Below are 26,326 nucleotides of genomic sequence, written 5' to 3'. Positions count from 1 at the left end.
TGAATTAGAAAAGTAATTTGCCTTCGCCTGAAGGCAGCCTGGTGAGAGTCCCCCTATGAAAGCAGGTCTGTATCATCCTGATGAGTTCAAGGATAACTGCGGCTTCGGCCTGATCGCCCACATGCAGGGCGAGGCGAGCCACCACCTGCTGCAAACCGCCATCGAAGCCTTGACCTGCATGACCCACCGCGGCGGCATCAATGCCGACGGCAAGACTGGGGATGGCTGCGGCCTGCTGATGCAGAAGCCCGATGCGTTCTTGCGCGCGGTGGCGCACGAGCGGTTCGGTGTGGAATTGCCCGCGCAGTACGCGGTGGGCATGGTCTTCCTCAACCAGGACCAGGCCAAGGCCGAGCGCGCCCGGGACAACATGAACCGCGAGATTGTCGCCGCCGGCCTGAAGCTGGTCGGCTGGCGCCAGGTGCCGATCGACACCAGCGTGCTCGGCCGCCTGGCCCTCGAGCGGCTGCCGCGCATCGAGCAGGTGTTCATCACCGGCGAAGGCCTGGACGACCAGCAGTTCGCGATCAAGTTGTTCAGCGCCCGCCGCCGCTCCTCGGTGGCCAACGCCGAGGACACCGAGCACTACGTCTGCAGCTTTTCCCACAAGGCGATCATCTACAAAGGCCTGATGATGCCGGCGGACCTGCAGCAGTTCTATCCAGACCTGGGCGATCCGCGCCTGCAGACCGCGATCTGCGTGTTCCATCAGCGCTTTTCCACCAACACCCTGCCGAAATGGCCGCTGGCCCAGCCGTTCCGGTTCCTCGCCCACAACGGCGAGATCAACACCATCACCGGCAACCGCAACTGGGCCCAGGCGCGGCGCACCAAGTTCGCCAGCGAGGTGATCCCCGACCTCGACCAGCTCGGCCCGCTGGTCAACCGTGTCGGTTCCGATTCCTCGAGCATGGACAACATGCTCGAGCTGCTGGTCACCGGCGGCATGGACCTGTTCCGCGGCCTGCGGATGATCATCCCGCCGGCCTGGCAGAACGTCGAGACCATGGACGCCGACCTGCGCGGCTTCTACGAATACAACTCCATGCACATGGAGCCCTGGGACGGCCCGGCCGGCGTGGTGCTGACCGATGGCCGCTACGCGGTCTGCCTGCTCGACCGCAACGGCCTGCGCCCGGCGCGCTGGGTGACCACCCGCAACGGCTACATCACCCTGGCGTCGGAGATCGGCGTGTGGGACTACCAGCCGGAAGACGTCATTGCCAAGGGCCGCGTCGGTCCCGGGCAGATCCTCGCGGTGGACACCGAGACCGGTCAGGTGCTGCACACCGACGACATCGACAATCGTCTGAAGTCGCGGCATCCGTACAAGCAGTGGCTGCGCAAGAACGCCCTGCGCATCCGCGCGACCATGGAAGACGACCACGGCGTCGCCAGCTACGACTCCGACCAGCTCAAGCACTACATGAAGATGTTCCAGGTCACCTTCGAGGAGCGTGACCAAGTGCTGCGCCCGCTCGCCGAGCAGGGCCAGGAGGCGGTCGGCTCCATGGGCGACGACACGCCTATGGCGGTGCTGTCCAAGCGCGTGCGCTCCACCTACGACTATTTCCGCCAGCAGTTCGCCCAGGTCACCAACCCGCCGATCGACCCGCTGCGCGAAGCCATCGTGATGTCCCTGGAGACCTGCCTCGGCGCCGAGCGCAACGTCTTCGAGGAAACCGCCGACCACGGCAACCGGGCGATCCTCAGCACCCCGGTGATCTCGCCCGCCAAGTGGCGGACCATCATGACCCTCGAGCGTCCCGGGTTCGAGCGGCACGTCATCGACCTCAACTACGACGAGTCGCTCGGGCTGGAGGCGGCGGTGCGCAACATCGCCGACCAGGCCGAGGAAGCCGTGCGCGCCGGCAAGGTCCTGCTGATCCTCACCGACCGCCACATCGCCCCCGGCAAGCTGCCGGCCCATGCGTCCCTGGCCGTCGGCGCGGTGCACCACCGCTTGCTGGAAAAAGGCCTGCGTTGCGACTGCAACCTCCTGGTGGAGACCGGCACCACCCGCGACCCCCATCACTTCGCGGTGCTGCTGGGCTTCGGCGCCACGGCGATCTACCCGTACCTCGCCTACGAGGTCTTGGCCGACCTGATCCGCACCGGCGAAGTGCTCGGCGACCTCTACGAAGTGTTCAAGCACTACCGCAAGGGGATCACCAAGGGCCTGCTGAAGATCCTCTCGAAGATGGGTATCTCCACCGTCGCCTCCTACCGGGGCGCCCAGTTGTTCGAAGCGGTCGGCCTCTCCGAAGAGGTGGTCGGCCTGAGCTTTCGCGGCGTCGCCAGCCGGATCAAGGGCGCGCGTTTCGTCGACATCGAGGCCGAGCAGAAGCTGCTGGCCTTCGAGGCCTGGAACAACCGCAAGCCGATCCAGCAGGGCGGCCTGCTGAAGTTCGTCTACGGCGGCGAGTACCACGCCTACAACCCGGACGTGGTGAACACCCTGCAAGCCGCCGTGCAGCAAGGCAGCTACGCGAAATTCAAGGAATACACCGCGCTGGTGGACAACCGTCCGGTGTCGATGCTGCGCGACCTGCTCCAGGTCCGCCTGGCCGAGACGCCGCTGGCGCTGGACCAGGTCGAGCCGCTGGAGGCGATCTTCAAGCGCTTCGATGCGGCCGGGATTTCCCTCGGCGCACTGTCGCCGGAGGCCCACGAAGCCCTCGCCGAGGCGATGAACCGCCTGGGCGGGCGCTCCAACTCCGGCGAGGGCGGCGAAGACCCCGCCCGCTATGGCACGGTGCGCAGCTCGAAGATCAAGCAGGTGGCCACCGGCCGCTTCGGCGTCACCCCGGAATACCTGGTCAACGCCGAAGTGCTGCAGATCAAGGTGGCCCAGGGCGCCAAGCCCGGTGAGGGCGGCCAGTTGCCGGGCGGCAAGGTCAACGGGCTGATCGCCCGGCTGCGCTACGCGGTGCCCGGCGTGACCCTGATCTCGCCGCCGCCGCACCACGACATCTATTCCATCGAAGACCTGGCGCAGCTGATCTATGACCTCAAGCAGGTCAATCCCCAGGCGCTGGTCTCGGTGAAGCTGGTGGCGGAAGCCGGCGTCGGCACTATCGCCGCCGGCGTGGCCAAGGCCTATGCCGACCTGATCACCATTTCCGGCTACGACGGCGGCACCGGCGCCTCGCCGCTGACCTCCATCAAGTACGCCGGCGCGCCCTGGGAACTGGGCCTCGCCGAGACGCACCAGACCCTGCGCGGCAACGACCTGCGTGGCAAGGTCCGGGTGCAGACCGACGGCGGCCTGAAGACCGGCCTCGACGTGGTCAAGGCGGCGATCCTCGGCGCCGAAAGCTTCGGTTTCGGCACCGCGCCGATGATCGCCCTGGGCTGCAAGTACCTGCGCATCTGCCACCTGAACAACTGCGCCACCGGCGTGGCGACGCAGAATGACAAGCTACGCAAGGACCATTTCATCGGTACCGTCGACATGGTGGTGAACTTCTTCACCTACATCGCCGAGGAAACCCGCGAGTGGCTGGCCAAGCTGGGCGTGCGCAGCCTGGGCGACCTGATCGGCCGCACCGACCTGCTGGAGCGGCTGCCCGGCGAGACCGACAAGCAGGCCCACCTGGACCTGACGCCGCTGCTCGGCAGCGACCACATCCCGGCGGACAAGCCGCAGTTCTGCCAGGTCGAGCGCAACCCGCCGTTCGACCAAGGCCTGCTGGCCGAGAAGATGGTCGCCTTGGCCAAGCCGGCCATCGCCGACGCCTGCGGCGCCGAGTTCGAGCTGGACATCTGCAACTGCGACCGCTCGATCGGGGCACGGGTGTCCGGCGAGATCGCCCGCACCCACGGCAACCAGGGCATGGCCAAGGCGCCGATCACCTTCCGCTTCAAGGGCACCGCGGGGCAGAGCTTCGGCGTGTGGAACGCCGGCGGCCTCAACCTGTACCTGGAGGGCGACGCCAACGACTACGTCGGCAAGGGCATGACCGGCGGCAAGCTGGTGATCACCCCGCCCCAGGGCAGCCCGTTCAAGACCCAGGACACCGCGATCATCGGCAACACCTGCCTGTACGGCGCCACCGGTGGCCGGCTGTTCGCCGCCGGCACCGCCGGCGAGCGCTTCGCCGTGCGCAACTCCGGGGCCCACACGGTGGTGGAAGGCACCGGCGATCACTGCTGCGAATACATGACCGGCGGTTTCGTCTGCGTGCTGGGACGGACCGGCCACAACTTCGGCTCCGGCATGACCGGCGGGTTCGCCTACGTACTCGACCTGGACCACAGTTTCGTCGACCGGGTGAACCACGAGTTGGTGGAAATCCAGCGCATCAACAACGAGTCGATGGAGTCGTACCGCAGCCACCTGGAGCGGGTGCTCGCCGAATACGTGCGGGAGACCGGCAGCGAGTGGGGGCGGACCCTCTCCGAGAACCTGGACGACTACCTGCGCAAGTTCTGGCTGGTCAAGCCGAAGGCGGCCAACCTCGCCTCGCTGCTTTCCAGTACCCGGGCGAACCCGCAATAAGAAGCCGCCGCTCGTGGCGCGAGCCCGTGCAAGGGCCCGCCCGCTCACCGTGATCGTCTCGCAGCTCGAAGCCACGGCTCGCGACTGCTGTTAAGAGGTTTGTGCCAAATGACTGAACGTCTGAACAACGACTTCCAGTTCATCGAAGTGGGCCGCAAGGACCCGAAGAAGAAGCTGCTGCGCCAACGCAAGCGCGAGTTCGTCGAGATCTACGATTCGTTCAAGCCGCAGCAGGCGGCGGACCAGTCGCATCGCTGCCTGGGCTGCGGCAACCCCTATTGCGAATGGAAGTGCCCGGTGCACAACTTCATTCCCAACTGGCTGAAGCTGGTCTCGGAAGGCAACATCCTGGCGGCCGCCGAGCTGTCCCACCAGACCAACACCCTGCCGGAAGTCTGCGGCCGGGTGTGCCCGCAGGACCGCCTGTGCGAAGGCGCCTGCACCCTCAACGACGGCTTCGGCGCGGTGACCATCGGCTCGGTGGAGAAGTACATCACCGACACCGCCTTCGCCATGGGCTGGCGCCCGGACATGTCCAAGGTCAAGCCGACCGGCAAGCGCGTCGCGGTGATCGGCGCCGGGCCGGCCGGGCTGGGCTGCGCCGACGTGCTGGTGCGCAACGGGGTGACGCCGGTGGTGTTCGACCGCAACCCGGAGATCGGCGGCCTGCTGACCTTCGGCATTCCCGAATTCAAGCTGGAGAAGAGCGTGCTCAGCCGGCGCCGGGACGTCTTCACCGGGATGGGCATCGAGTTCCGCCTCAACACCGAGATCGGCAAGGACCTGAGCATGGAAGCGCTGCTCGCCGAGTACGACGCGGTGTTCATGGGCATGGGCACCTACACCTACATGCAGGGCGGTTTCCCCGGCGAGGACCTGCCCGGCGTGCATGACGCCCTCGACTTCCTCATCGCCAACGTCAACCGCAACCTCGGCTTCGAGAAGTGCGCGGAAGACTTCATCGACATGAAGGGCAAGAGGATCGTCGTGCTCGGCGGCGGCGACACCGCCATGGATTGCAACCGCACCTCGATCCGCCAGGGCGCGAAAAGCGTGACCTGTGCCTATCGCCGCGACGAAGAGAACATGCCGGGCTCGCGCAAGGAAGTGAAGAACGCCAAGGAAGAAGGGGTGAAGTTTCTCTTCAACCGCCAGCCCATCGCCATCGTCGGCGACGGCCGGGTCGAGGGCGTCAAGGTGGTGGAGACCCGCCTCGGCGAGCCGGATGCGCGGGGCCGTCGCAGCCCCGAGCCGATCCCCGGGTCCGAGGAAATCATCCCGGCCGAGGCGGTGCTGATCGCCTTCGGTTTCCGCCCCAGCCCGGCGCCCTGGTTCGAGCAGTTTCAGATCGCCACCGACGCCCAGGGGCGGGTGGTCGCGCCGGAGCAGAACACCTTCAAGCACCAGACCAGCAACCCGAAGATCTTCGCCGGTGGCGACATGGTGCGCGGTTCCGACCTGGTGGTGACCGCGATCTTCGAGGGCCGCAACGCCGCCGAGGGCATCCTCGACTACCTCGGCGTCTGACCGGCGGGCCGGCCCATGGCGCCGGCCCTGTTCCCGCCTCAGTCCGCGCCGATCTCGCTGCGCGGCCCGGGGTGCCTCGGCGGCAGCCGGTCGCCCTGGCCGAATAGTTTGTGCCGCAGGGTGCCTGCCGGGTACTCGCGGCGGTAGCGGCCCCGGCGCTGCAATTCGGGTACGAGCTGCTCGACCACCGCGCGCAGGTCGTCCGGCGCCACTGCGTAGGTCAGGTTGAAACCGTCGATCCCGGTGCTGTCCAGCCAATGCTCCAACTGGTCGGCGACCTCCGCGGGCGAGCCCAGCAGCACCGGGCCGCGGCCGCCCAGGCCGACGAATTCCGCCGCTTCGCGCACCGTCCAGCGGCGCTGCGGGTCGGCCGTGGTGAAGGCGGCCAGGGCGGTGCGCCCGGCATCGTTCTCCAGGTACTCCACCGGGGCATCCAGGTCGTAGCCGGAAAAGTCGATGCCGGTCCAGCCGGAAAGCAACGTCAGCGCCGCCTCGCTGTCCACGTAGCGACGGTATTCGGCGAATTTCGCCTCGGCCGCCTCGCGGCTGTCGCCGAGGACGATCAGCGCCTGGGCGTAGATCAGCACCTCCTGCGCCGGGCGTCCGGCCTCGGCCACCGCCTGGCGGATGCCGTCGACGTAGCGGCGCAGTGCGGTTTCGCTGGGCGCGCTGATGAACACGCACTCGGCATGCCGCGCGGCGAAGGCCTGGCCCTTCGCCGAGGCGCCGGCCTGGAACAGCACCGGGGTGCGCTGCGGCGAGGGTTCGCAGAGGTGGATGCCGGGAACCTGGAAGTGCTCGCCGGCATGGCGGATCGGATGCACCCGCGCAGGATCGGTGAAGCGCCCGCCCGCGCGGTCGCGCAGCACCGCGCCGTCCTCCCAGCTCTTCTCCCAGAGCTTGTACAGCACCGCCAGGTATTCCTCGGCGAGGTCGTAGCGCTCGTCGTGGCCGAGCTGCCGGGCCAGGCCCAGGTTGCGCGCGGCGCTGTCGAGGTAGCCGGTGACGATGTTCCAGCCGACCCGGCCCTGGGTCAGGTGGTCGAGGGTGCTCATGCGCCGGGCGAAGGGGTAAGGGTGCTCGTAGGTCAGCGAGAAGGTGATCCCGAAGCCCAGGTGGCGTGTGACCCCGGCCATCGCCGGGACCACCAGCAGGGGATCGTTGGTCGGCACCTGCACGGCGCCGGCCAGCGCGCTGTCCGGCGAGCCGCGGTAGACGTCATAGACGCCCATCACATCGGCGATGAACAGGCTGTCGAACAGGCCGCGCTCGAGCAACTGCGCCAGTTCGGTCCAGTAGGCGAGGTCGGTGTATTCCGAGGAGCGGTCGCGCGGATGCCGCCAGAGACCGGGCGACTGGTGGCTGGCGGCGTTCATGCTGAAAGCGTTGAAGCGAATGGGCTTGCGTGGGGGCGTGGACATGGCGATGGCTGCGTTCGTGGAGGGAAGCCGCCGACGGTGCGGCGGAACCGGAGCGGGCCGCCGAGGCGGCGGCCCGGCGCGCGGATCAGCGCAGCGGCGTGTCCGGGTAGATCGCGTCCTGGACGCGCAATGGCTTCGGGATCAGGCCGAGGCGGAGGAAGGTGTCCGCCAGTTTCTGCTGCTCGGCGGTGATCGCCGCGTCCATCGGCACGGCCGCGTAGTTGCGCCGCTCGGTGGCCAGCTTGAGCACGTCGGCGCCGATGCCCAACTGCGGCGCGAGCAGGTCCGCGACCCCCTGGGGATTGGCGTTGGCCCACTCGGCGGTCTGGCCGAGCTGCTCGAAGAAGGTTTTCAGCAGGGGGCGGTTGGCGTCGGCGAAGGCGGCCGTGGACAGGTAGAAGGTACGGTTGTTGGACAGGCCCTGGCCGTCGCGCAGGGTCTTCACCGGCAGAGTCTTTTCCGCCGCGGCGAGGAAGGGGTCCCACAGGCCGACGGCGTCGACGCTCTTGGATTGCAGCGCGGCGATGGCGTCGGCGGCGTTGTTGACGTAGGCCGGGGTGATGTCCTTGTAGCTCAGGCCGGCCTCTTCCAAGGCCAGCACCAGCAGGTACTGGGCGTTCCAGCCGCGGCCGATGGCGACGCGCTTGCCCTTCAGGTCGGCGATGGTGTCGATGGCCGAATCCTTGTCGGCGAGGATACCGATACCTCGCGGGTAGGGCTGTTCCGCGGCGAGATAGACCACCGGTTTGCCGGCGGCCTGGGCGAACACCGAGGGCGTATCGGCGGCGTGGCCCAGGTCGATGGCGCCACTGCCGAGGGCTTCGAGCAACTGCGGGCCGGCGGCGAACTCATGCCAGCTCACCTTCACGTGCTGGCTCGCCAGGGCTTTCTCCAGGGCGCCGGTGCCCTTGAGGATGTTGAGGCTGTTGAATTTCTGATAACCGATGCGCAGGGTTTTCTCGGTGTCGGCCGAGGCGGAAGGCGCGATGAAGGCCAGCCCGGCGGCGGCCAGGGCGAATAGCGGGAGCACGCGTTTGAGAACCGACTTCTTAAAATTCATTTACTGGTCCTTATATCAATAACTGTATATTTAGTTATAAGAGGTCAGGAAATATAGAAGCCTGTGCCCGCCAGGGGCAATTTCTTTATTCCGGATAGGTAGATTGGTTAGTTATCTTTATTACCTGAATGGCTATAAGAGACCGTTTGAACCCATTGCCGGCCCGGTCCCACGGCCGTCTCGTCGCTGCGGTGTCATCGGGGCGTTCAGCCGGTGCCTTTTTGCGGCGCAGTTTGCGAAAATGCCCGCACTCTTTTGCCGGATACCGCCATGACTGCCCTGAAGAACGACCGTTTCCTGCGTGCCCTGCTCAAGCAGCCCGTCGACGTCACCCCCGTGTGGATGATGCGCCAGGCCGGCCGTTACCTGCCGGAATACCGCGCCACCCGCGGCCGTGCCGGCGACTTCATGAGCCTGTGCAAGAACGCGGATCTGGCCTGCGAAGTCACCCTGCAGCCCCTGGAGCGCTATGCGCTGGACGCGGCGATCCTGTTCTCGGACATCCTCACCATCCCCGATGCCATGGGCCTGGGCCTGCATTTCGAGACCGGCGAGGGGCCGCGCTTCCGCAAGGCGGTGAGCTGCGCCGCCGACGTCGCCGCGCTGCCGGTGCCGGATGCGGAAAAGGACCTGGGTTATGTGATGGACGCGGTGCGCACCATCCGCCGCGAACTGAACGGCCGGGTGCCGCTGATCGGCTTTTCCGGCAGCCCCTGGACCCTGGCCACCTACATGGTCGAGGGCGGCTCGTCGAAGGACTTCCGCAAGTGCAAGGCGATGCTCTACGACGACCCGCAGGCCATGCACGCCCTGCTCGACAAGCTGGCGCGGTCGGTGACCGACTACCTCAACGCGCAGATCCGCGCCGGCGCCCAGGCAGTGCAGATTTTCGATACCTGGGGCGGCAGCCTGTCGTCGGCGGCCTACCTGGAGTTCTCCCTGGCCTACATGCAGCGCATCGTCGCCGGGTTGATCCGCGAGCACGAGGGCCGGCGCGTGCCGGTCATCCTGTTCACCAAGAACGGCGGCCTGTGGCTGGAAAGCATGGCCGCCACCGGCGCCGACGCCCTGGGCCTGGACTGGACCTGCGACATCGGCGAAGCGCGCCGGCGGGTCGGCGAGCGCGTCGCGCTGCAAGGCAACATGGACCCCACGGTGCTCTATGCCCGTCCCGAAGCGATCCGCCGCGAGGTCGGGCGCATCCTCGCCAGCTACGGCCCCGGGCCCGGCCATGTGTTCAACCTGGGCCACGGCATCACCCCGGAAGTCGATCCGGCCCATGCCGGCGCCTTCATCGACGCGGTGCACGAGCTGTCGTCGGGTTACCACCAGGGCTGAGGTCAGACGGCGCCTGCCGCGCCGCGCGGTCTCAGGCCGGCGGCGTTTCCCCGCTCTCCGCCTGGCCGCGGATGTCGGTGATCTCCAGCACCTCCGCCTGTTCAAGGATGGCCTCGGGGCTGTCGTCAGCGGAGGGGATCAGCAGGCTGTTCTCGGCATCGGCGTAGTGCAACAGGATCAGCCGATAGGCCAACCGGTGCGGCGCCGGTCGCGCCTCGTCGAAATCCAGGGTATGGCGGCGCGGTTCGTCGCGGAACCTGTAGTTCAGGGTGATGCGGGGCATGGGACCTCCGGCTGAGCGCTCGCGGAACGCGGGCGTGACCCCGGGTTGACCTGGGGGTCAGGTTCTTCGTTCCTTACCCGTTGCGGGTGTGGCCTTGCGATTCTGCCCCTGCGAAACGAAAACGCCCCGCGCGGGGCGGGGCGTCTGGTCGGGCGCTGGCCTTACTTGACGGTGGCCAGGTCGCCCTTGAGGGCGACGCCGGCGATGACCGCGCCGGCATGGCACTCGTAGCTGGTGTTGTCGCGGTATTCGTTCCTTTTGTAGTTGCTGACGATGTTGACCACGGCGTTGGCGCCGGCGGCCTTGGCGGCATCCTGCATACGGATCAGCGCCGATTGCAGCACCCAGCTGCAGGCTTCCTCGTCGGACTTGTTGAAGGCGTTGGTCTTCTGATTGGTGGTGACGTTCGGCTTGACGACGGTCACTTTGCCGGCGGGGCGCTTGTTCAGGTAGAACTTCACGCTGCCGTCCAGGCGGCCGGCCTGCACGGCCTCGGCGACCACCGCGTCGAAGGGCAGGTAGTGCACGGTGTCGCGGGCCTGGCTGATGCCCGGCAACGCGCCGAGGCAAAGTGCAGCGATCATCCAGCTCTTGTTCTTCATGGGTACTCTCCTTTCTGGGTCATCGAAAATGGCGCGGGGCGCGGTCGGGTCGTCGATTCGACCCGGGATCAGCGCCAGCGACGGAAGATCAGCGAGGTATTGACCCCACCGAAGGCGAAATTGTTGTTCATCACGTACTCGTGGCTCATCGACCGGGGCGCGCCGGTGAGGTAGTCGAGTTCGCCGCAACGCGGGTCGAGCTGGTCGAGGTTCAGGGTGTGGATATAGCGGTCGCCGTTGAGCATTTCGATGCTGAACCAGGACTCCAGGGCCCCGCAAGCGCCCAGGGTGTGGCCGAGGAAGCTTTTCTGCGAACTGATCGGCATGTTGGTGCCGAACAGGCTGCTGGTGGCCAGGGTCTCGGCGATGTCGCCCTGCTCGGTGGCGGTGCCGTGGCCGTTCACGTAACCGATGGCCTGCGGCGCCAGCTCCGCATCGTTCAGCGCCAGCTGCATGGCGCCGCGCATGGTGGTCAGTTCGGGCTTGGTGATGTGCTGGCCGTCGGCGTTGCTGCCGAAGCCCACCACTTCCGCATGGATGCGCGCGCCCCGCGCCAGGGCGTGCTCCAAGTCTTCCAGCACCAGCATGCCGGCACCCTCGCCGATCACCAGGCCGTCGCGCCCTTCGTCGTAGGGGCGCGGTGTGGACTGGGGCGCGGCGTTCTTCAGGCTGGTGGCGTAGAGCGCGTCGAAGACCATGGCCTCGGTGGGGCAGAGTTCCTCGGCGCCGCCGGCGAGCATCAGCGGCAGGCGGCCGAACTTGATCGCCTCGTAGGCGTAGCCGATGCCCTGGCTGCCGCTGGTGCAGGCGCTGGAGGTGGGGATCAGGCGCCCGGTGAGGCCGAAGAAGATGCTGATATTGGCCGCGGTGGTGTGGGGCATCATGCGCACGTAGGAGTTGGCGTTGAGGCCGTCGGCCACCGAGTTGAGCAGCATGTTGCCGAATGCCTTGATCTCCTCGGTGCTGCCGGTGGACGAGCCGCAGGCCACGCCCATGCGTCCGTCGCGGATGCTCGGGTCGCCGAGCAGGCCGGCGTCCTCCAGGGCCCGCTCGGCCGCGCGCACCGCCAGCCGCGAAACCCGGCCCATGCTACGCAACTGCTTGCGGGTCCAACTCTTCGGCACGGCGAAGTCGTCGATGGGCCCGCCCAGGCGGGTGTTCAACTCGGTGTAGCGCTCCCATTCGGCCATGTAGCGGATGCCGCTGCGATTGGCGGCGAAGTTCGCCGAAATGCTCGCCCAGTCGTCGCCCAGGGAGGTGATCCCGGCCATCCCGGTGACCACCACGCGCTTGATCGTAGCCATCAGCAGAGCCCTCCGTTCACCGCGATCACCTGGCGGGTGATGTAGGCGGCTTCTTCCGACATCAGGAAGTTCACCGCGCCGGCGACCTCTTCCGGGGTGCCCAGGCGCTGCGCCGGGATCATCTTGAGCATCTCTTCCACCGGCACCCGCTCGTCGAGCATGTCGGTGTCGATGAGTCCGGGGGCGACGCAGTTGACCGTGATGCGCCGCTTGCCCAGTTCGATCGCCAGGGCCTTGGCCGCGCCTATCACGCCGGCCTTGGAGGCGCTGTAGTTGACCTGGCCACGGTTGCCGATCAGCCCGGAGACCGAGGTGATGCAGACGATCCGCCCCGGCTTGCGGCGGCGCACCATGGGCATGGTCAGGGGATGCAGGACGTTGTAGAAACCGTCCAGGTTGGTGCGCAGCACCAGGTCCCAGTCGTCCTCGCTGAGGGCCGGAAAGGCGCCGTCGCGGGTCAGCCCGGCGTTGCAGACCACCCCGTAGTAGGCGCCGTGGGCCTCGATGTCGGCTTCCAGGGCGGCCCGGCAGGCGTCGCGCTCGGCCACGTCGAATTGCAGCACCCGCGCCTGCCGGCCGAGGCCGAGGATCTCCTCGCGCACCGCGTCGGCCTCGGCGCGGCCGTTGCGGCAGTGCAGCACCAGGTTGTGGCCGGCGCGCGCCAGGCGCAGGGCGATGGCGCGGCCGATGCCGCGGCTGGAGCCGGTCACCAGGATCGGATCGTTCATGCTTCGGGTTCCTCGAGATAGCGGTCCGGCTGCGGCGGACGGAAAACGTTCAGGCGCGCCTGGGCGAGTGTGTCCGGCCCTTCCAGGCGGCATTCGAAGACGCCCATGCCGTTGTCGTCCTGCAGCGAGCGGCTGGCGTGGATGCGCAGCTCGCAGCCGGCCGGGAAGCGTTCGACGTTGCAGGTGAAGCTGCGTGTGCCGAGCAGGAAGCCCAGCTCCACCGGCAGGCCGGCCTGGCGCGCATGGCAGCCGGCGAAAGCGGCCACGCTCTGCGCCATCAGCTCGACGCCGACCCAGGCCGGCAGCCCGCCGGTCTCGTCGCTGAGCAGGCCGGGGCGCACGCGCAGGCGGGTGTGGATAGCGTCGTCGTCGAAGGCCAGCACCTCGTCGAGCAGGATCATCTCGCCGGCATGAGGCAACAGGTCGGCGATCGGCCAGGGAATCATCGGGCGTCTCCGAAAATCAGCGAAAGGTTGTTGCCGCCGAAGGCGAAGGAATTGCTCATCAGGCAGCGCGCGTCGCGCTTCGCCAGGCGACTACCGGGCGCCACCAGGGCCAGGCGCGGCAGTTCCGGGTCGGGCTGGTCGTCCCAGACGTGGGGCGGCAGGTAGTGGTGCGGGTTGCAGCCGCTCAGGGTCAGCCAGCAGAAAGCCGCTTCCAGCGCGCCGGCGGCGCCGAGGGTATGGCCGATCTGGCCCTTGCTCGACGAGCAGGGCACGCCCGCGGGGAACAGCGCGTCCACCGCCAGGCTTTCCATGGCGTCGTTGTGCCGGGTGGCGGTGCCGTGCAGGTTCAGGTAGTCGATCTGCGCCGCCTGCACGCCGGCGGCGGCCAGCGCCCGCGTCATCGCCTGCCGGGCGCCGAGGCCCTGGGGCTGCGGCGCGGAAATGTGATGGGCGTCGGAACTGGCGCCGCCGCCCAGCAGGGCGATGGGCGCGGCCTCCGGCCCGAGGGGGTCGCGGGTCATCAGGAACAGCGCGGCGCCCTCGCCGATATTGATCCCCTGGCGGTTCGCCGAGAACGGCAGGCAGCGTTCCTCGGCCACCGCCTCGAGGGCGGCGAAGCCGTTCAGGGTCAGCCCGCACAGGCTGTCGACGCCACCGCACAGCACCGCGTCGCACAGCCCCTGGCGCAGCAGGCGCTGGGCGCTGAGCAGCGCGCGCCCGCTGGAGGTGCAGGCGGTGGACAGGCAGTAGACCGGCCCGCAGAGACCGAGCCAGTCGGCGAGGAACACCGCCGGCGCGCTCATTTCCTGCTGCGGGTAGCGGTAGTCGGCGGGCAGCCGGCCGCTGCGCAGGCCTTCGGCGATGCCCAGGCTGGCTTCCTGGATGCCCGAGGTGCTGGTGCCGAGTACCACGCCGATGCGGGCGGCGCCGAAGCGGGCGAGGGCTTGACGCAGCGGTTCTTCGATCTGCAGGGCGGCCGCCAGCAGCAGGCGGTTGTTGCGGCTGTCGCTGTCGCGCATGGCCGTCGGCAGCGACGGCAACTCGGCGCGCACTTCGCCCAGGGTCAGGCGACGGCCCTCGACCCAGGCATCGTTGGCGCGCAGCCCGGACCTGTCCGCGGCGAACAGCGCCTCGGCGACCGCGTGCTTGCCGCTGCCGAGGGCGCAGATCACGCCCAGGTCGTTCAGGTAGCCGCGCATCAGGAGGTGGCCTCGGCGGGCAGGCTGATCACCCGGTAGCGCTCGCCGTCCGGGCCGTGCAGTTCCAGGGTGTCGGCGGCCGGGTAGGCGACCCGCCAGCGCCCGTCCAGCAGGCGCCCGCCATCCGCGTCCTGGCGCCAGCGCCCGGCCGGGTAAAGGGCCGGCAATTGCGTCGCCGGGGTCAGGGCGAACAGCAGCGCGGCGAACAGCTCGCGGGCCGCCGGGTTAGGCGGCAACAGGCCGTCGTTGTGCCAGGCGCCGCGTTCCAGCAACTGCCGCGACAGCGGTACGCCGAGCGGATCGAACAGCGACCAGCGCAGCCGCTCCCGTTCCGCCTGGATCACCAGCAGGCTGTCTTGGGCGGGGCCGTCCAGGCGCTGCACGTGCAGCGACAGCGGCAGGGCCAGGGTCGGCGCGCGTTCCGGCAGCGGGGTGACGGCGGCGCAGGCGCTCAGCAGCAGGCCGAGCAAGAGTGCCAGCAGGGGGCGGTTCATCGCTCGAGGGGCTCCAGGGGTTTGCGCGCCACCACGTTGACCAGGGTCTCGTCGCGTTGGCCGACCGGCTTCGGCCGACGCAGGCCCCAGCGCTCCAGCAGACCGAAGTCGCGGGAGCGGCTCCACCACAGGTAGGGGTAGGACAGGTTGCGCGCCTCGAAGCGGAAGCCCTGGCCGCGCAGCATGTCCAGGTATTCCTCGGCGCTCTTCTGCACCTCCATCGGATGGCGGAACAGCCAGCGGATCACCCAGGTGTCGATGTAGAACTTGGTGGATTCGGCGAACAGCAGCAGCCCGCCCGGCTTGAGCACCCGCCAGAATTCGGCCAGGGCCTTTTCCTGCTCCACCAGGTGGTGGAAGGTCTGGTGGCAGAACAGCAGGTCGACGCTGGCGTCGGGCAGTTCCAGGCGCGCGCAGTCGCTGGCGATCAGGTCCACCTCCAGGCCCTGGCGCCGCGCCTCTTCCCGCGAGCACTCCAGGCTGTGGGGGTCGGCGTCCAGGCCGATCAGCCGCGCCGGCCGGAAGGCATCGGCGAGCAGGCGGAAGGAGCGGCCCTGGCCGCAGCCGGCGTCGAGCAGCACCGGCGCTTCCGGCAACGGCGTGTCGATCAGCCGGCGCAGGTCCTCGATCGCCACCCGCAGCACGTGGTGCTGCCAGACGTGGCTGCGCAGGAACCAGAAACCGAAGCCGGTTTCCTCGACATAGGTGGGGGACGCGCGGTTCATGCTCGCTCCTGCTGGATCATCGAGGGGTGGCGCAGAGTTCGGCGAGCACCCGCAGGCGCCGCTTGGGCTCGGCGACGTAGGGGTTGCTGGCGTCCCAGGCGTAGCCGGCGAGGATCGAGCTGATCATCCGGCGGATCTCCGCCGAGCTGCCGGGGTGGAAGATCACGTCCTGGAAGCTGCCGTCGTACCAGCCTTCGACGTAGGCGCGGAAGGTGTCGACACCACGCTTGAGCGGCACCGCGAACTCGGCTTCCCAGTCCACCGCCTCGCCGCTCAACTGGCGGTGCAGCAGGCCGGCGGCCATGCTCGCCGAGCGCATGGCGATGGTCACGCCGGAGGAGAACACCGGGTCGAGGAATTCCGCGGCGTTGCCCAGCAGGGCGAAGCCCGGCCCGTGCAGGCGCTTGACGTTGGCCGAGTAGCCGTCGAGGACCCGCACCGGCGTGTCCCACCGGGCGTTGCGCAGCAGGCGCGCGAGGTGCGGGGTTTCCTCGATGAACTGTTGCAGGCAGGCCTGCAGGTCCTCCGGGCGCCCGGCGTAGCGGCCGGCCTCGGCCACCACCCCCACCGAGCAGCGGCCGTCGCTGAAAGGGATCGACCAGAACCACACGTCGCGAAAGCGCGGATGCACGCTGACGAGGATTTTCTCGCGATCGAAGGCGGGATCGTCGATGCGGTCCTCGACGTGGGTGAACAGCGCGCGGCGCACCGGGAAGGCCGAGGGCGTGTCGAGGTCGAGCAGGCGCGGCAGGACCCGGCCGTAGCCGCTGCCGTCGAGCACGAAGTCGCATTCCACGCCGTAGTGGCTGCCGTCGAGCCGGCGCACGCCAAGGCGCGGCTTGGGCCCGTCCATGTCCACCGAGACGATTTCCTCCTCGTAGCGGATCTCCACGCCCTGGGCGGCGGCCTGGTCGGCCAGCAGGGCGTCGAAGGTGGCCCGCTGGACCTGGAAGGTGGAGTCCTTGCCGGGGGTGAATTTCTCCCGGAAGTCGAATTCGCTGTAGCGCCCGTCCCAGCTGAAGGCGGCGCCATGCTTGACTTGGAAGCCGGCGGCGCGCACCGCGTCGAGCATCCCGGCCTCCTCGACGAAGTCCAGGCAGTGGGCCAGCAGGCTTTCGCCGATGGAGAAGCGCGGGAAACGCTGGCGCTCCAGCACCAGCACGTCGTGGCCGTTGCGCTTGAGCAGGGCGGCGGCGATGGCGCCGGAGGGGCCGGCGCCGATGACGAGGATCCGGCGACGTTCGAATTCAACTGGGTTCATGGCTATGCCTTGTCTGCACGGGCAGGGAAGCGGAGGGTGCGCGCAGGCCGAGGAGCGCCGGCAGCAACGTGGAAAGCAGGCTCATCAGCAACAGGCCGACGTAGAGCTGCGCGGTGATCAGGCCCTGCTGGAACAGCAGGTTGAGGAAGACGATTTCGGTGAGCCCGCGGATGTTCAGCAGCAGGCTTTCGCGCCATTTCACCGACGCGGGCATGCGCGGGTTGGCCCAGTGCAGGCCGAGCCAGTTGCCGAGCAGCTTGCTCGCCGGCGGCGCCAGCAGCAGGAGCGCCAGCAGGGCCCAGGCCGGCTCGGCGAAGGCCGCGCGGAAGTCCACCCGCAGCACCCCGACGGCGAGGATCAGCGGAATGCACACGCCGTTCTGCAACAGCGCCCAGGGCCGCGGCGGCAACGGCAGGCGGAACGGCTGGCGCAGCATCGCCAGCACCAGCAGGTAGGCGATGCCGAACACCAGGGCGTTCAACCCGAGCAGGTGCAGCGTCGGCATCAGCAGGAAGAATGGCAGGCTGTAGGCCAGCGGCGCGCGCAGGCGCAGGGCGCGCAGCGGCAGCGGCAGCAGCGCGGCGAGCAGCGGCCAGAACAGGCCGGCCGGGTGGACGCTGCCCTGGGCCAGGCCAAACAGGCTCCAGCAAAACAGGTCCATGAGGATCGCCGCGTGCAGCAGGCGGCGCACGTCGGCCGCCGGGTAGTCGATGCCTTGCAGGAACAGGTACAGCACCGGGATCGCGGTGATGGCGAACAGCAAACCCACCGCCAGCATGCCCAGCCAGGGTTGCGGCGGCAGCAGCCAGGCGGCGCAGGCCAGGCCGCAGGCCAGCGGCACGGCGAAGCTCGGCACGGCGATACGCAGGCTTTGCGCGCTCAGGCGCAGGTCCACCACGTCGCTGAGGATGTACCCCAGCAGCAGGGCGAAGGCCACGCCGTAGGCCAGCTCCAGGGCCGGCGCGTGGGTCAGTTGCGCGGCGGGCACGCCCCACAGCGGCTCCACCAGCCAGAGCGCCAGCGGCGGCAGGCACAGCACCGCCGCCAGCAACTGGCTGACGATGGGGATCAGGCCGAGGCGGCGCCCGAGCAGGGTCGCGCCGGCGAACAGGGTCAGGGTGGCGAGCCAGAACAGCAGGTCGCTCATGGAGTGTCCTCCGCGTCATCCGCCGCCCAGGGCGACAGCAGGAAGCCGAAGCCCAGGCCGAGGCCCACGGCCAGGCCGAAATTGCTCACCGCCGGCGTGCCGGACAGGGCCAGCAGGCCGAACGACAGCCAGGTGGTCAGCGCCGCCATCAGGGTACCGAGCAGGCTGGTGGCGGCGCCGCCGACCCGTTCGCGCATGAGGATCGCGTAGTCGACGCCGATGGCGGTCACCAGCAACAGGCCGAACAGGCTGAACAGGGTCAAGGGCTGGCCCAGCCAGCCGAGGCTCGCCAGGCTGGCGATGGCGCCCAGCAGCGAGACCCCGAGGGTGCGCAGCGCGCCGCGCCAGCCGAACGGCAGGCACAGCAGCAGGAAGATCAGCAGGCAGGACAGCGCCTTGAGTTCGGCGGCGCTGAGCTGGGTGGCGGCGAACAGCCGGTTCAGCTCGCCGAGGCGGTCCACCAGCTCGACGCCCGGCAGGTCGCGGGCCTGCTCCGCCAGGCGGCCGGCGTCGCTCAAACCGTTGAGGCTGACCAGGCCGGCCACGCCATTTCCGTCGGCGCCGAGCCACAGCGGCCGCCAGGGCTCGCCGAGGGGGCCGGCGAGCCCCTGCTCGATGTCCAGCTCCGGCAGCGCGCGCAGCGCCTGCACTTCGGCGTCCAGCGCCGCCGCATCGACGCCCAGGGCCTGCAAGGGCGCGGCCTCCTTTAGCGTCGCGGCCAGGGCCGCGCGCAGGCGGCGTTGTTCGGCGCGAGGCGCGAGCAACTGGTTCAGCGACAGGTAGCCCTTCAGGCTGCCGTCGGCCACCAGCCGGTCCAGGCGGCGGGTTAGCTCGGCCTGGCGTTGCAGCAATTGGTCGCCGTCGGCGGCGCGCACCAGGTAGAACTGGCTGGTGGGCTGGAAATCGACGATGCGGGCGAGGGCCTGGGCTTCTTCCTGCACGTGCGGGGCGCGGGCGATCCACTGGCGCAGGTCGTCCTTGAGGGACAACTGGGCGATGCCGCCGAGGCAGAACAGCGCCAGCGCGGCGAACAGCCAGGGCGTGGGCAGGCGTCGCAGCAGGCGTCGGCGCAGCGCCAGCAGGGCTTCGGCGAAGCGCAGCGGCGCCGGCCAGGGCACGATGGGCGCGCGCCCCAGCAGCGCCGGCAGCAGGCACACCGCGCAGAGGTAGGAGCCGAGCAGGCCGGCGGCGGAGAAGATCGCCACCTGGGTCAGCGCGGGGAAGGGCGTGAAGCTCAGGGCGAGGTAGCCGATGGCGTTGGTCGCCAGGCCCAGGGTCAGGCCCGGCAGGGTTGCCCGCAAGGCGCGCCAGGTGTCCCAGGGTTGCAGGGTCCAGCTCTTCGACAGGTAGTGCAGCGGGTAGTCGATGGCCACCCCGATCAGGCTGGCGCCCAGCACCAGGGTCAGCACGTGGATGTGCCCTTGCAGGGCCACGCAGGCCACCGCCCCGGCGAGCACCCCGACCAGCGCCGGCAGCAGCGCCAGGAGCACCCGCAGGCGGCGGAACACCACCAGCAGCAGCGCCAGCGCGGCGAGGCTGGAAAGGCCGCCGATCAGGCCGCTTTCCTCGCGGGCCTGGCGCTGGCCCTGGGCGGCGTAGAGCAGTCCGCTGGCAGCGAGCAACCGACCATCGGCGGCCTGCACCTCGGCGCGGGCGGCGGCCACCTGCTCGGCCACCCGCAGCGGCAGGTCGCCCTCGAAGGCGTCGCCGCGGGTTCGCGCGCGCAGCAGGGCCCAGCTCTGCCCCTGGTCTTCCGCGAGCAGGGTGCCGTCGAGGTCGATGCCGACCTTGCCGGCGTGGGGCAGGCCACGCTGGATCGCGTCGGCGAGGCCCAGCCAGTCCTGCTCGGCCGGTACCAGGGCGAAGCCGCCGAAGGGGTCGTAGAGGCGTTGCACGCGGGCTTCGAGGTAGCCCCGCGGGTCGTCGATCAGGCGCTGCCGGTCGGCGTCGCCGAGCAGCGCCAGGCGGCCGTCGAGCAATTGCCGGCGCAACGCCGGCAGGTCGGCCTGGAGGTTCCATTGCACCCGCTCGTAGAGGCCGCTGGCGCGCAGCCGCTCGCCGATGGTCGCGCTCAGCGCCCGCGCCCGGTCGAAGTCGGCGTGGCGCACCAGCAGCACCAAATCGCGGTTGAGCGGTTCCTGCATGCGCTGCTCGGCGCGCTGGCGCAGGCCGTCCGGGGTGCCGCCCGGGAGCAGCTCCAGCAGGTTGGCGCTGACCGGCGGGCCGTCGCGCCATTGCCAGGCGGCGAGCGCCAGCAGGCCGAGCAGCGCCAGCGCGAACAGCCGCGGCAGCCAGCGCCGGCTCCAGGGGCCGAAGGTCTCAGTCGGCGAAGTCATGGCGCTCCGCTTCGCTGAGGGTGGCGTCCACCCGGCTGTCGGGCATGCGCAGCAGGGTACGGTCGCCCTGGGTTTCCAGCAGCTCGACCTGTTCCACCCGCTCGCCACCCTGGATGCGGATGGCCTGGAAGATCTGCCGGAGCAGCAGCGCGCGGGGCGTCAGGGTCAGCGTCCAGGCGTCGTCGCCGCCCTGCAGGTCCAGCTCGAAATCCCGTTGCAAAGCCGCGCTGTCGCCGCTGAGCAGGGCCAGCGACAACTGGTTCTGCCGCGCCGCCGCGCCCTGCTGGGCGGTCGCCTGCCAGGCGCCGTCCTGGCGCCGGGCGATGCCGTCGAGGGTGATCCGGTAGTCCTGGCGCAGCGGGGTTTCCAGGAACCACAGTAGGCCCCGTCCCCTGGCCAGCACGTAGTGGCCGCGGCTGACCAACGGCTGCGGCAGCGCGCGCAGGTGTTTCTCCTGGACGAAGGCGCCGCGCACCACCGCCGGCGCTTGCAGACGCGCGGCGAGCTGCTGCAGATCGAGCGCCGCCGCCCAGGGGCTGGCGGCGAGGCCGAGGAGCAGGACCAGCAGCGCGCGCCCGCGGCGCCGGACGCGGCTCACCGGGCCTCCCGCGCGAGGGCTCGTTCCACCGCCTCGACGAAGGCCTTCGGCGAGGCCAGTTGCATCTCGCGGCTGGCCATGTCCACCGCGACCTGCACGCTGCTGCCGCGGGTCATCCGCTCGCCGCTGGCGGCGTCGCTGATCAGGTAGTGGATCTTCAGGCGGTTCTCCCACTCCACCAGGTCGGCGCGGACGCGGATGCGCTGGTCGAAGCGCGCGCCGCGCACGTAGCGCAGCTGCAAGTCGATGATCGGCCAGGCGTAGCCGCCGGCACGCATGTCGGTGTAGGTGTGGCCGATGCGCTCGAGCAGGGCGCAGCGGGCGATCTCCAGGTACTTCACGTAATGCCCGTGCCAGACCACGTCCATGGAGTCGACGTCGAAGAAGGGCACGAGGATCTCCACCTCGGCCTGGAGCACGCCGTCCCTACGCATACAGCCTCCAATGGCGGGCGCGGATGCGCGCCAGGCACAGGCGCAGTTCGGCTTCCAGGGCGCGGTCCTCGATCAGCGGCGGGAAGTCCTCGGCCAGCTCGGCGTGCATCGCCGCCAGCGCCGCGGGCAACGGCCGCGCCTGTTCCTCGCGCTGGCGCAGCCAGACGCCCTGGCGCGCCGCCAGCAGGGTGGCGGCGGCGACCTGCTCGGTGAGCTCCAGGCTGCGCAGGGCATCCCGCGCGGCGATGGTGCCCATGCTCACCTTGTCCTGGTTGTGGCATTCGGTGGAACGCGAGAACACGCTGGCCGGCATGCAGTTCTTCAGCGCTTCGGCGGTCCAGGCGCTGGCGCCGATCTGCACCGCCTTGAAGCCGTGGTTGATCATCGCGGTGGCCGCCGGGGCGCCGGACAGGTTGCTCGGCAGGCCGTGGTTGTAGCGGGTGTCCACCAGCAGCGCGAGCTGCCGGTCGAGCAGGTCGGCGACGTTGCCCACCAGGGTCTTCAGGCTGTCCATGGCGAAGGCGATGTGGCCGCCGTAGAAATGCCCGCCGTGCAGCACGCGCTCGGCGTCGGCGTCGATCAGCGGGTTGTCGTTGGCGCTGTTCAGCTCGGTCTCGATGAACGGCCGCAGCCAGCCCAGGCTGTCGGCCAGCACGCCGAGCACGTGGGGCGCGCAGCGCAGCGAATAGCGGTCCTGCAAGCGGTGCAGCGGCGCGGTCGGTGCATCGATGGCGAGGTCGCGGCGCAGCCAGGCGGCCACCCGCATTTGCCCCGGATGCGGCTTGGCGGCGAACAGGCGTTCGTCGAAGTGTTCCGGGTTGCCGGCCAGCGCCACCACGTTGAGCGCGGTGATCCGCGTGGCCAGTTGCAGCAGGTAGTCGGCGCGGGCATAGGCCAGGCAGGCCAGGGCGGTCATTACCGCGGTGCCGTTCATCAGCGCCAGGGCTTCCTTGGGCCGCAGCACCAGCGGCGTCCAGCCCAGTTCGCGGTGGACCTCGGCGGCGCTGCGGCGCTCGCCGCGGAACAGCACCTCGCGCTCGCCGCTCAGGGTGGCGGCGACGTAGGACAGCGGGGTCAGGTCGCCGCTGGCGCCCACCGAGCCTTCCTCGGGGATCAGCGGCAGCACGTCTTCCTCGAGGAACGCGCGCAGGCGTTCGAGCAGTTCCACACGCACCCCGGAAACCCCCTGGCAGAGCGACTGCAGGCGTGCCGCCAGCACCGCGCGGGTGGCCTCGGGGTCCAGCAGCCTGCCCAGCCCGCAGCCGTGGAAGGTGTACAGGTGGCGCGGCAGGGCCTCGACCTGATGCAGCGGCACCGCCACCACGCAGGAATCGCCGTAGCCGGTGGTGACGCCGTAGATCACCCCTTCGCGGTCCAGCAGGCTGTCGAGGAAGCGCGCGCCGCGGGCGATCCGCTCGCGGTACCCGGGGTCGTCCTGCAAGGCGCTGGGGGCGCGGCGTTCGGCCAGGGCGAGGACCTGTTCGACGCTCAGCGGCGCCTCGCCGAAGACCACCCGGGGTTCAGTGGGGCGTGTCGTCATGATCGTTCCAGAACGGATAGAAGTTGAACCATTGCCGCGGCGCCAGCAGGCACAGCTCGGCGAGGCGGTCGGCATAGCGCTGGACGTGCCCGCGGATCACCCGGTCGCGGTCCTGGCGACGCCATTCGACGCGCTCGGCGAAGGGTTCGAGGATCACCCGGTAGCGGCCGTCGAGTTTCAGGCAGCAGAGCAGGTTGAGCGGGCAGCGCAGCAGCCCGGCGAGCAGCCAGGGGCCCTGCGGGAAGGCCGCCGGGTGGCCGAGGAAATCCACCGTGGCGGTGCGTCCGCCGCGCAGCGGCACGCGGTCGCCGGCGATCGCCAGCCATTCGCCGCGGTCCAGGCGCTCGCTGAGTTGCAGCATGATCGCCGGGTCCAGCTCGCTTACCTGGATCAGCCGCAGGTGCTGGCTGCCGGCGTTGTTCAGCAGGCGGTTGAAGCGTTCGGCGTGCTTGGTGTGCACGAGCACGTTGAGGCGGACCTTCTCGCCCAGCTCGGCCAGGGCCTGGCACACCTCGAGGTTGCCCAGGTGCGCCCCCACCAGCAGTTGCCCGCGGCCGCCGTGCATGGCCAGGCGCACGCCGTGGGGGTCGGCCATGTCGATCCGCGTCAGGGGCAGGCGCCCGCTCCAGACGTCCAGCTTGTCCAGCAGGCTGTCGGCGAAGGCCATGAACTGGGCGAACAGCGAGGCGCGGGTCGGCGCCAGCTCGGGGCGTCCGCTCCAGTCCGCCAGGCGTTGCTGGTAGCGGCGGACGCTGCGCCGGGCGCGGCCGCCGAACAGGAAGAAATAGCCGACGATCAGGTACAGCAGCGGCGCCAGCGCGCGGCGGCCCAGGTGCCGCGCCAGCCAGGCGGTCAGGCGCATCAACTGGAAGCTGCCGCGCTCGCGGTGCGCCGCCCAGTGGCGGGGTTGCCGACTCATCGGCGCCACCGCCGCAGCAGGATCGCCGGCGCGCGCCAGAGCATGCCGAAGAACAGCTTGGCGTGCATCTTCGAGATCAGCGCGTTGTCCTGCCAGGCATGGAAGTGCGAGACGCCGTCCAGCGGGTAATGCACGCGGGTCGGCAGCCAGCGCATCGGCTGGCCGCGCCAGGACAGGCGCACCAGGATCTCCGGGTCGAAGTCCATGCGCCGGCCCAGCTCCACTTGGTCGATGAGCGCCAGCACCGGCGCCAGGGGGTAGACCCGGAAGCCGCACATGGAATCGCGGATCGCCAGCGACAGGCTGTTGATCCAGACCCACACGTGGGTCAGGTAGCGCCCGTACAGGCGCGCCTTTGGCACGCTGTCGTCGTAGCGCGGGTAGCCGCAGATCAGCGCCTGGGGTTCGAGGCGCGCGGCTTCGAGGAAGTCCTCCACGTCCTCCAGGTCGTGCTGGCCGTCGGCGTCCACCTGCAGCGCGTGGGTGAAGCCCAACTGCGCGGCGCGGCGCAGGCCGGCCATCACCGCGCCGCCCTTGCCCTGATTGACCGCCAGGCGCACCAGGTGCACGTCGCGTTGCTCGGCGAGGCCGTCCATCACCGCGGCGCAGGCCGCCGAGGAGGCGTCGTCCACCAGGATGCAGGGCAGGTGCGCCTGGACCAGCGCCTCGACCACCACCGGCAGGGCGTGCTCGTGGTTGTACACCGGGACCACCACGCAGGGCCGGAAGCTCGGCGCCGCGCCCATGCCCTGAGCGTCACGCATGCCCGGGTTCCCCCAGCAGGATGCGCCCGGACGAACAGGCGGTGTCGCCCTGGCGGTAGGCGAAGTACAGCTTGCCGCGCTCGGCGTCGAAACGCAGGCTCAGCCGCAGTGCGTCGCCGGGGCGGATCAGTTGCTGGAATTTCAGCACTTCCAGGCCGCGGAAGCGCGGCGGCAGGGCCATCCGCGCGCGGGCCAGGTGCTGTGCCCAGTCCACCTGCACCACTCCCGGCAACACCGGGGTGTGGGGGAAATGCCCGCTGAAATGGGCGAGGTCGAGCGGTACCCGCAGGCGCAATTGCCACTCGCCGTCGACCTCGAGGGCCTCGTCGGGTTCGCAGCGGGTCGGCCTCGGCGCCGCCAGTTGCGCGTCCACCTGCGCCTGCGGCAGCTTGCCCTGGCTGTTGTAGGGCAGGCGCTCGAGCAGGCGCCAGCGACGCGGCACGGCGAGGGCGTCGCAGTAACCGGCGAGGTGCCGGCGCAGGCCCTCGGTGAGGGCGCGGCGGCCGCGGTTGCGCAGCACGTGCAACCCGGCCGCGCTGGGCGCCAGCAGCACGCCGAGGAAGGCCCGGCCCTCCTGGACCACGCCCAGGCGCGCGTCGGCGACCCAGGGATGGCCGGCGAGCGCCTGCTCCAGCATCGGCAAGGCGATGCGTTTTTCTTCCAGCTTGACGATGCGGTCGAGTCGCCCTCGCAGCAGGAAGCGCCCGTCGGCGTCGATCCGCACGGCATCGGCGGTCTGTTCGCGGTGGCCGGGCGGCAGGTACGGCGAGGTCAGGTGCAGCGCGCCGTCCGGGTCGACGCCCAGCTCGACGCCGGCGAACGGTTGCCAGCGCTCGTCGCCCTGGCGCCAGCCGATGCCGCCGGTCTCCGAGCTGCCGTAGATTTCCGTCGGCCACTGGCCGAGGCGCCGGTGCAACTGCGCGGCGGCCTCGTCGGGCAGCGCGCCGCCGGAGGAAAACAGCCGGCGCAGGGGGCGCAGCGCCGGCCAGTCGAGGTTCTCGCCCATGCGTTTGAGCAGCGCCGGGCTGGCGACCCAGGCGAAGCCGGCGTCCCGCTCCGCCAGGGCCAGGCTTTCCCGCTGCAGGTCCTCGGGGAACGGCTGGGCGCGGCGCAGGAACGGGCGCCCGGCGCAGAGCGGCCAGAGCACCCGGAACAGCAGGCCGTAGATATGCTGCGCGGCCACGCTGCCGAGCACCGTGGCGTTGCCCAGGTCGGCGCCCCAGAGGCGCTCCAGGGCGGCGGCTTCGGTGGTCAGTTGGCGCAGGCTCTTGTCGATCGCCTTGGCTTCGCCGCTGGAGCCGGAGGTGCACAGGGTCAGGCGGCAGGCGTCGGGGTCGAGGGCGGCGGCGGCCAGGGGCTCGGCTTCCAGCCCGTCGAGGCTGTCCAGCCAGGGGATGTCGCGTTCGGCCAGGGCCTTGCGCGTCTGCGCCTGGGCATCCGCCGGCAGCAGCACGCCGATGCCCGCGCGCCAGGCGCCGAGCAGGGCGCAGGCCAGCTCGGCGGCGTCCTCCAGGTACAGGGCGATGGTCGCCACGCGGCGCGCGCGCAACGCGGCGGCCACGCCCAGGGCGCGCCGCACCAGGGCCGCGTGGTCGAGGTCCGGGTAGAGGGCGACGGGACGACCCGGATGCGGCGCCAGCAATTGCCGCTCGAGGTCGATCCAGTGCGGCCGTGGCCGGGCGGTGGCGTTCATGGGCGA

General features: G+C 69.9%; 22 protein-coding genes. 3 read left to right on the top strand and 19 right to left on the bottom strand.

Annotated features, from left to right (window positions below; all coding sequences use genetic code 11):
* Window positions 1–55 precede the first annotated feature (55 nt).
* Together gltB and OGL92_RS12005 are read left to right on the top strand one after the other, a co-directional pair.
* On the top strand, window positions 56–4,501 hold the full coding sequence (gene gltB, locus OGL92_RS12010) for a glutamate synthase large subunit (RefSeq protein ID WP_263143843.1): 4,446 nt from the start codon (window positions 56–58) through the stop codon (window positions 4,499–4,501).
* A gap of 108 nt (window positions 4,502–4,609) precedes the next feature.
* Complete coding sequence (locus tag OGL92_RS12005) at window positions 4,610–6,028, top strand: FAD-dependent oxidoreductase (protein WP_263143842.1); 1,419 nt, start codon at window positions 4,610–4,612, stop codon at window positions 6,026–6,028.
* Window positions 6,029–6,066: 38 nt separating this feature from the next.
* On the opposite strand, the gene OGL92_RS12000 is transcribed toward OGL92_RS12005, so the two are convergent.
* Together OGL92_RS12000 and OGL92_RS11995 are read right to left on the bottom strand one after the other, a co-directional pair.
* A complete protein-coding gene (locus OGL92_RS12000; protein ID WP_263143841.1) occupies window positions 6,067–7,449 on the bottom strand; it encodes an LLM class flavin-dependent oxidoreductase in 1,383 nt (460 codons plus the stop codon).
* Window positions 7,450–7,534: 85 nt separating this feature from the next.
* Complete coding sequence (locus tag OGL92_RS11995; protein WP_263143840.1) at window positions 7,535–8,509, bottom strand: aliphatic sulfonate ABC transporter substrate-binding protein; 975 nt, start codon at window positions 8,507–8,509, stop codon at window positions 7,535–7,537.
* Between the two features lie 270 nt (window positions 8,510–8,779).
* Between OGL92_RS11995 and hemE the strand changes: the two genes are divergently transcribed.
* A complete protein-coding gene (hemE, locus tag OGL92_RS11990; RefSeq protein ID WP_263143839.1) occupies window positions 8,780–9,847 on the top strand; it encodes a uroporphyrinogen decarboxylase in 1,068 nt (355 codons plus the stop codon).
* A gap of 31 nt (window positions 9,848–9,878) precedes the next feature.
* On the opposite strand, the gene OGL92_RS11985 is transcribed toward hemE, so the two are convergent.
* The 17 genes from OGL92_RS11985 to OGL92_RS11905 all read right to left on the bottom strand — a co-directional run bounded on the left by OGL92_RS11985 (window position 9,879) and on the right by OGL92_RS11905 (window position 26,320).
* Window positions 9,879–10,130 (bottom strand): hypothetical protein, encoded by a 252-nt coding sequence (locus OGL92_RS11985; RefSeq protein WP_263143838.1) that lies wholly within the window; start codon window positions 10,128–10,130, stop codon window positions 9,879–9,881.
* A gap of 161 nt (window positions 10,131–10,291) precedes the next feature.
* Window positions 10,292–10,732, bottom strand: a complete 441-nt coding sequence (locus OGL92_RS11980; RefSeq protein WP_263143837.1) for an excinuclease — start codon at window positions 10,730–10,732, stop codon at window positions 10,292–10,294.
* A 68-nt stretch (window positions 10,733–10,800) separates the two neighbouring features.
* On the bottom strand, window positions 10,801–12,027 hold the full coding sequence (locus tag OGL92_RS11975) for a beta-ketoacyl-ACP synthase (protein ID WP_263143875.1): 1,227 nt from the start codon (window positions 12,025–12,027) through the stop codon (window positions 10,801–10,803).
* Between the two features lie 8 nt (window positions 12,028–12,035).
* On the bottom strand, window positions 12,036–12,764 hold the full coding sequence (locus tag OGL92_RS11970; protein ID WP_263143836.1) for a 3-ketoacyl-ACP reductase FabG2: 729 nt from the start codon (window positions 12,762–12,764) through the stop codon (window positions 12,036–12,038).
* A complete protein-coding gene (locus OGL92_RS11965) occupies window positions 12,761–13,210 on the bottom strand; it encodes a hotdog family protein (protein WP_263143835.1) in 450 nt (149 codons plus the stop codon). Before OGL92_RS11965 ends, OGL92_RS11970 begins: the two co-directional genes overlap by 4 nt.
* Complete coding sequence (locus tag OGL92_RS11960; protein ID WP_263143834.1) at window positions 13,207–14,409, bottom strand: beta-ketoacyl-[acyl-carrier-protein] synthase family protein; 1,203 nt, start codon at window positions 14,407–14,409, stop codon at window positions 13,207–13,209. The genes OGL92_RS11965 and OGL92_RS11960 overlap by 4 nt, the downstream gene beginning before the upstream one ends.
* A complete protein-coding gene (locus OGL92_RS11955) occupies window positions 14,409–14,903 on the bottom strand; it encodes a hypothetical protein (protein ID WP_263143833.1) in 495 nt (164 codons plus the stop codon). Before OGL92_RS11955 ends, OGL92_RS11960 begins: the two co-directional genes overlap by 1 nt.
* Window positions 14,900–15,628, bottom strand: coding sequence for a class I SAM-dependent methyltransferase (locus OGL92_RS11950; protein WP_263143832.1), 729 nt, complete (start codon window positions 15,626–15,628; stop codon window positions 14,900–14,902). Before OGL92_RS11950 ends, OGL92_RS11955 begins: the two co-directional genes overlap by 4 nt.
* A gap of 16 nt (window positions 15,629–15,644) precedes the next feature.
* Complete coding sequence (locus tag OGL92_RS11945) at window positions 15,645–16,889, bottom strand: NAD(P)/FAD-dependent oxidoreductase (RefSeq protein WP_263143831.1); 1,245 nt, start codon at window positions 16,887–16,889, stop codon at window positions 15,645–15,647.
* Entirely contained in the window at window positions 16,876–18,036 is a 1,161-nt protein-coding gene (locus tag OGL92_RS11940) for a sodium:proton antiporter (RefSeq protein WP_263143830.1), read from the bottom strand. Before OGL92_RS11940 ends, OGL92_RS11945 begins: the two co-directional genes overlap by 14 nt.
* Window positions 18,033–20,372: an MMPL family transporter gene (locus tag OGL92_RS11935; RefSeq protein WP_263143829.1), complete on the bottom strand. Its 2,340-nt coding sequence runs from the start codon at window positions 20,370–20,372 to the stop codon at window positions 18,033–18,035. Before OGL92_RS11935 ends, OGL92_RS11940 begins: the two co-directional genes overlap by 4 nt.
* Window positions 20,356–20,970, bottom strand: coding sequence for an outer membrane lipoprotein carrier protein LolA (locus tag OGL92_RS11930; protein ID WP_263143828.1), 615 nt, complete (start codon window positions 20,968–20,970; stop codon window positions 20,356–20,358). The genes OGL92_RS11935 and OGL92_RS11930 overlap by 17 nt, the downstream gene beginning before the upstream one ends.
* Window positions 20,967–21,404 carry an acyl-CoA thioesterase gene (locus tag OGL92_RS11925; RefSeq protein ID WP_263143827.1) on the bottom strand — a complete coding sequence of 146 codons (438 nt, stop codon included), beginning with the start codon at window positions 21,402–21,404 and terminating at the stop codon, window positions 20,967–20,969. The genes OGL92_RS11930 and OGL92_RS11925 overlap by 4 nt, the downstream gene beginning before the upstream one ends.
* Window positions 21,397–22,944: an aromatic amino acid ammonia-lyase gene (locus OGL92_RS11920; RefSeq protein WP_263143826.1), complete on the bottom strand. Its 1,548-nt coding sequence runs from the start codon at window positions 22,942–22,944 to the stop codon at window positions 21,397–21,399. Before OGL92_RS11920 ends, OGL92_RS11925 begins: the two co-directional genes overlap by 8 nt.
* Window positions 22,925–23,863, bottom strand: coding sequence for a glycosyl transferase (locus OGL92_RS11915; protein WP_263143825.1), 939 nt, complete (start codon window positions 23,861–23,863; stop codon window positions 22,925–22,927). Before OGL92_RS11915 ends, OGL92_RS11920 begins: the two co-directional genes overlap by 20 nt.
* Entirely contained in the window at window positions 23,860–24,627 is a 768-nt protein-coding gene (locus OGL92_RS11910) for a glycosyltransferase family 2 protein (RefSeq protein ID WP_263143824.1), read from the bottom strand. The genes OGL92_RS11915 and OGL92_RS11910 overlap by 4 nt, the downstream gene beginning before the upstream one ends.
* Window positions 24,620–26,320: an acyl-CoA synthetase family protein gene (locus OGL92_RS11905; protein WP_263143823.1), complete on the bottom strand. Its 1,701-nt coding sequence runs from the start codon at window positions 26,318–26,320 to the stop codon at window positions 24,620–24,622. The genes OGL92_RS11910 and OGL92_RS11905 overlap by 8 nt, the downstream gene beginning before the upstream one ends.
* Window positions 26,321–26,326 lie beyond the last annotated feature (6 nt).

The organism is Pseudomonas sp. RIT-PI-AD (assembly GCF_025642785.1).
Classification (GTDB): Bacteria; Pseudomonadota; Gammaproteobacteria; order Pseudomonadales; family Pseudomonadaceae; genus Pseudomonas_T.
Note: the sequence above shows the minus strand (reverse complement) of the source record. Positions and strands in the feature narration are given on the sequence as shown.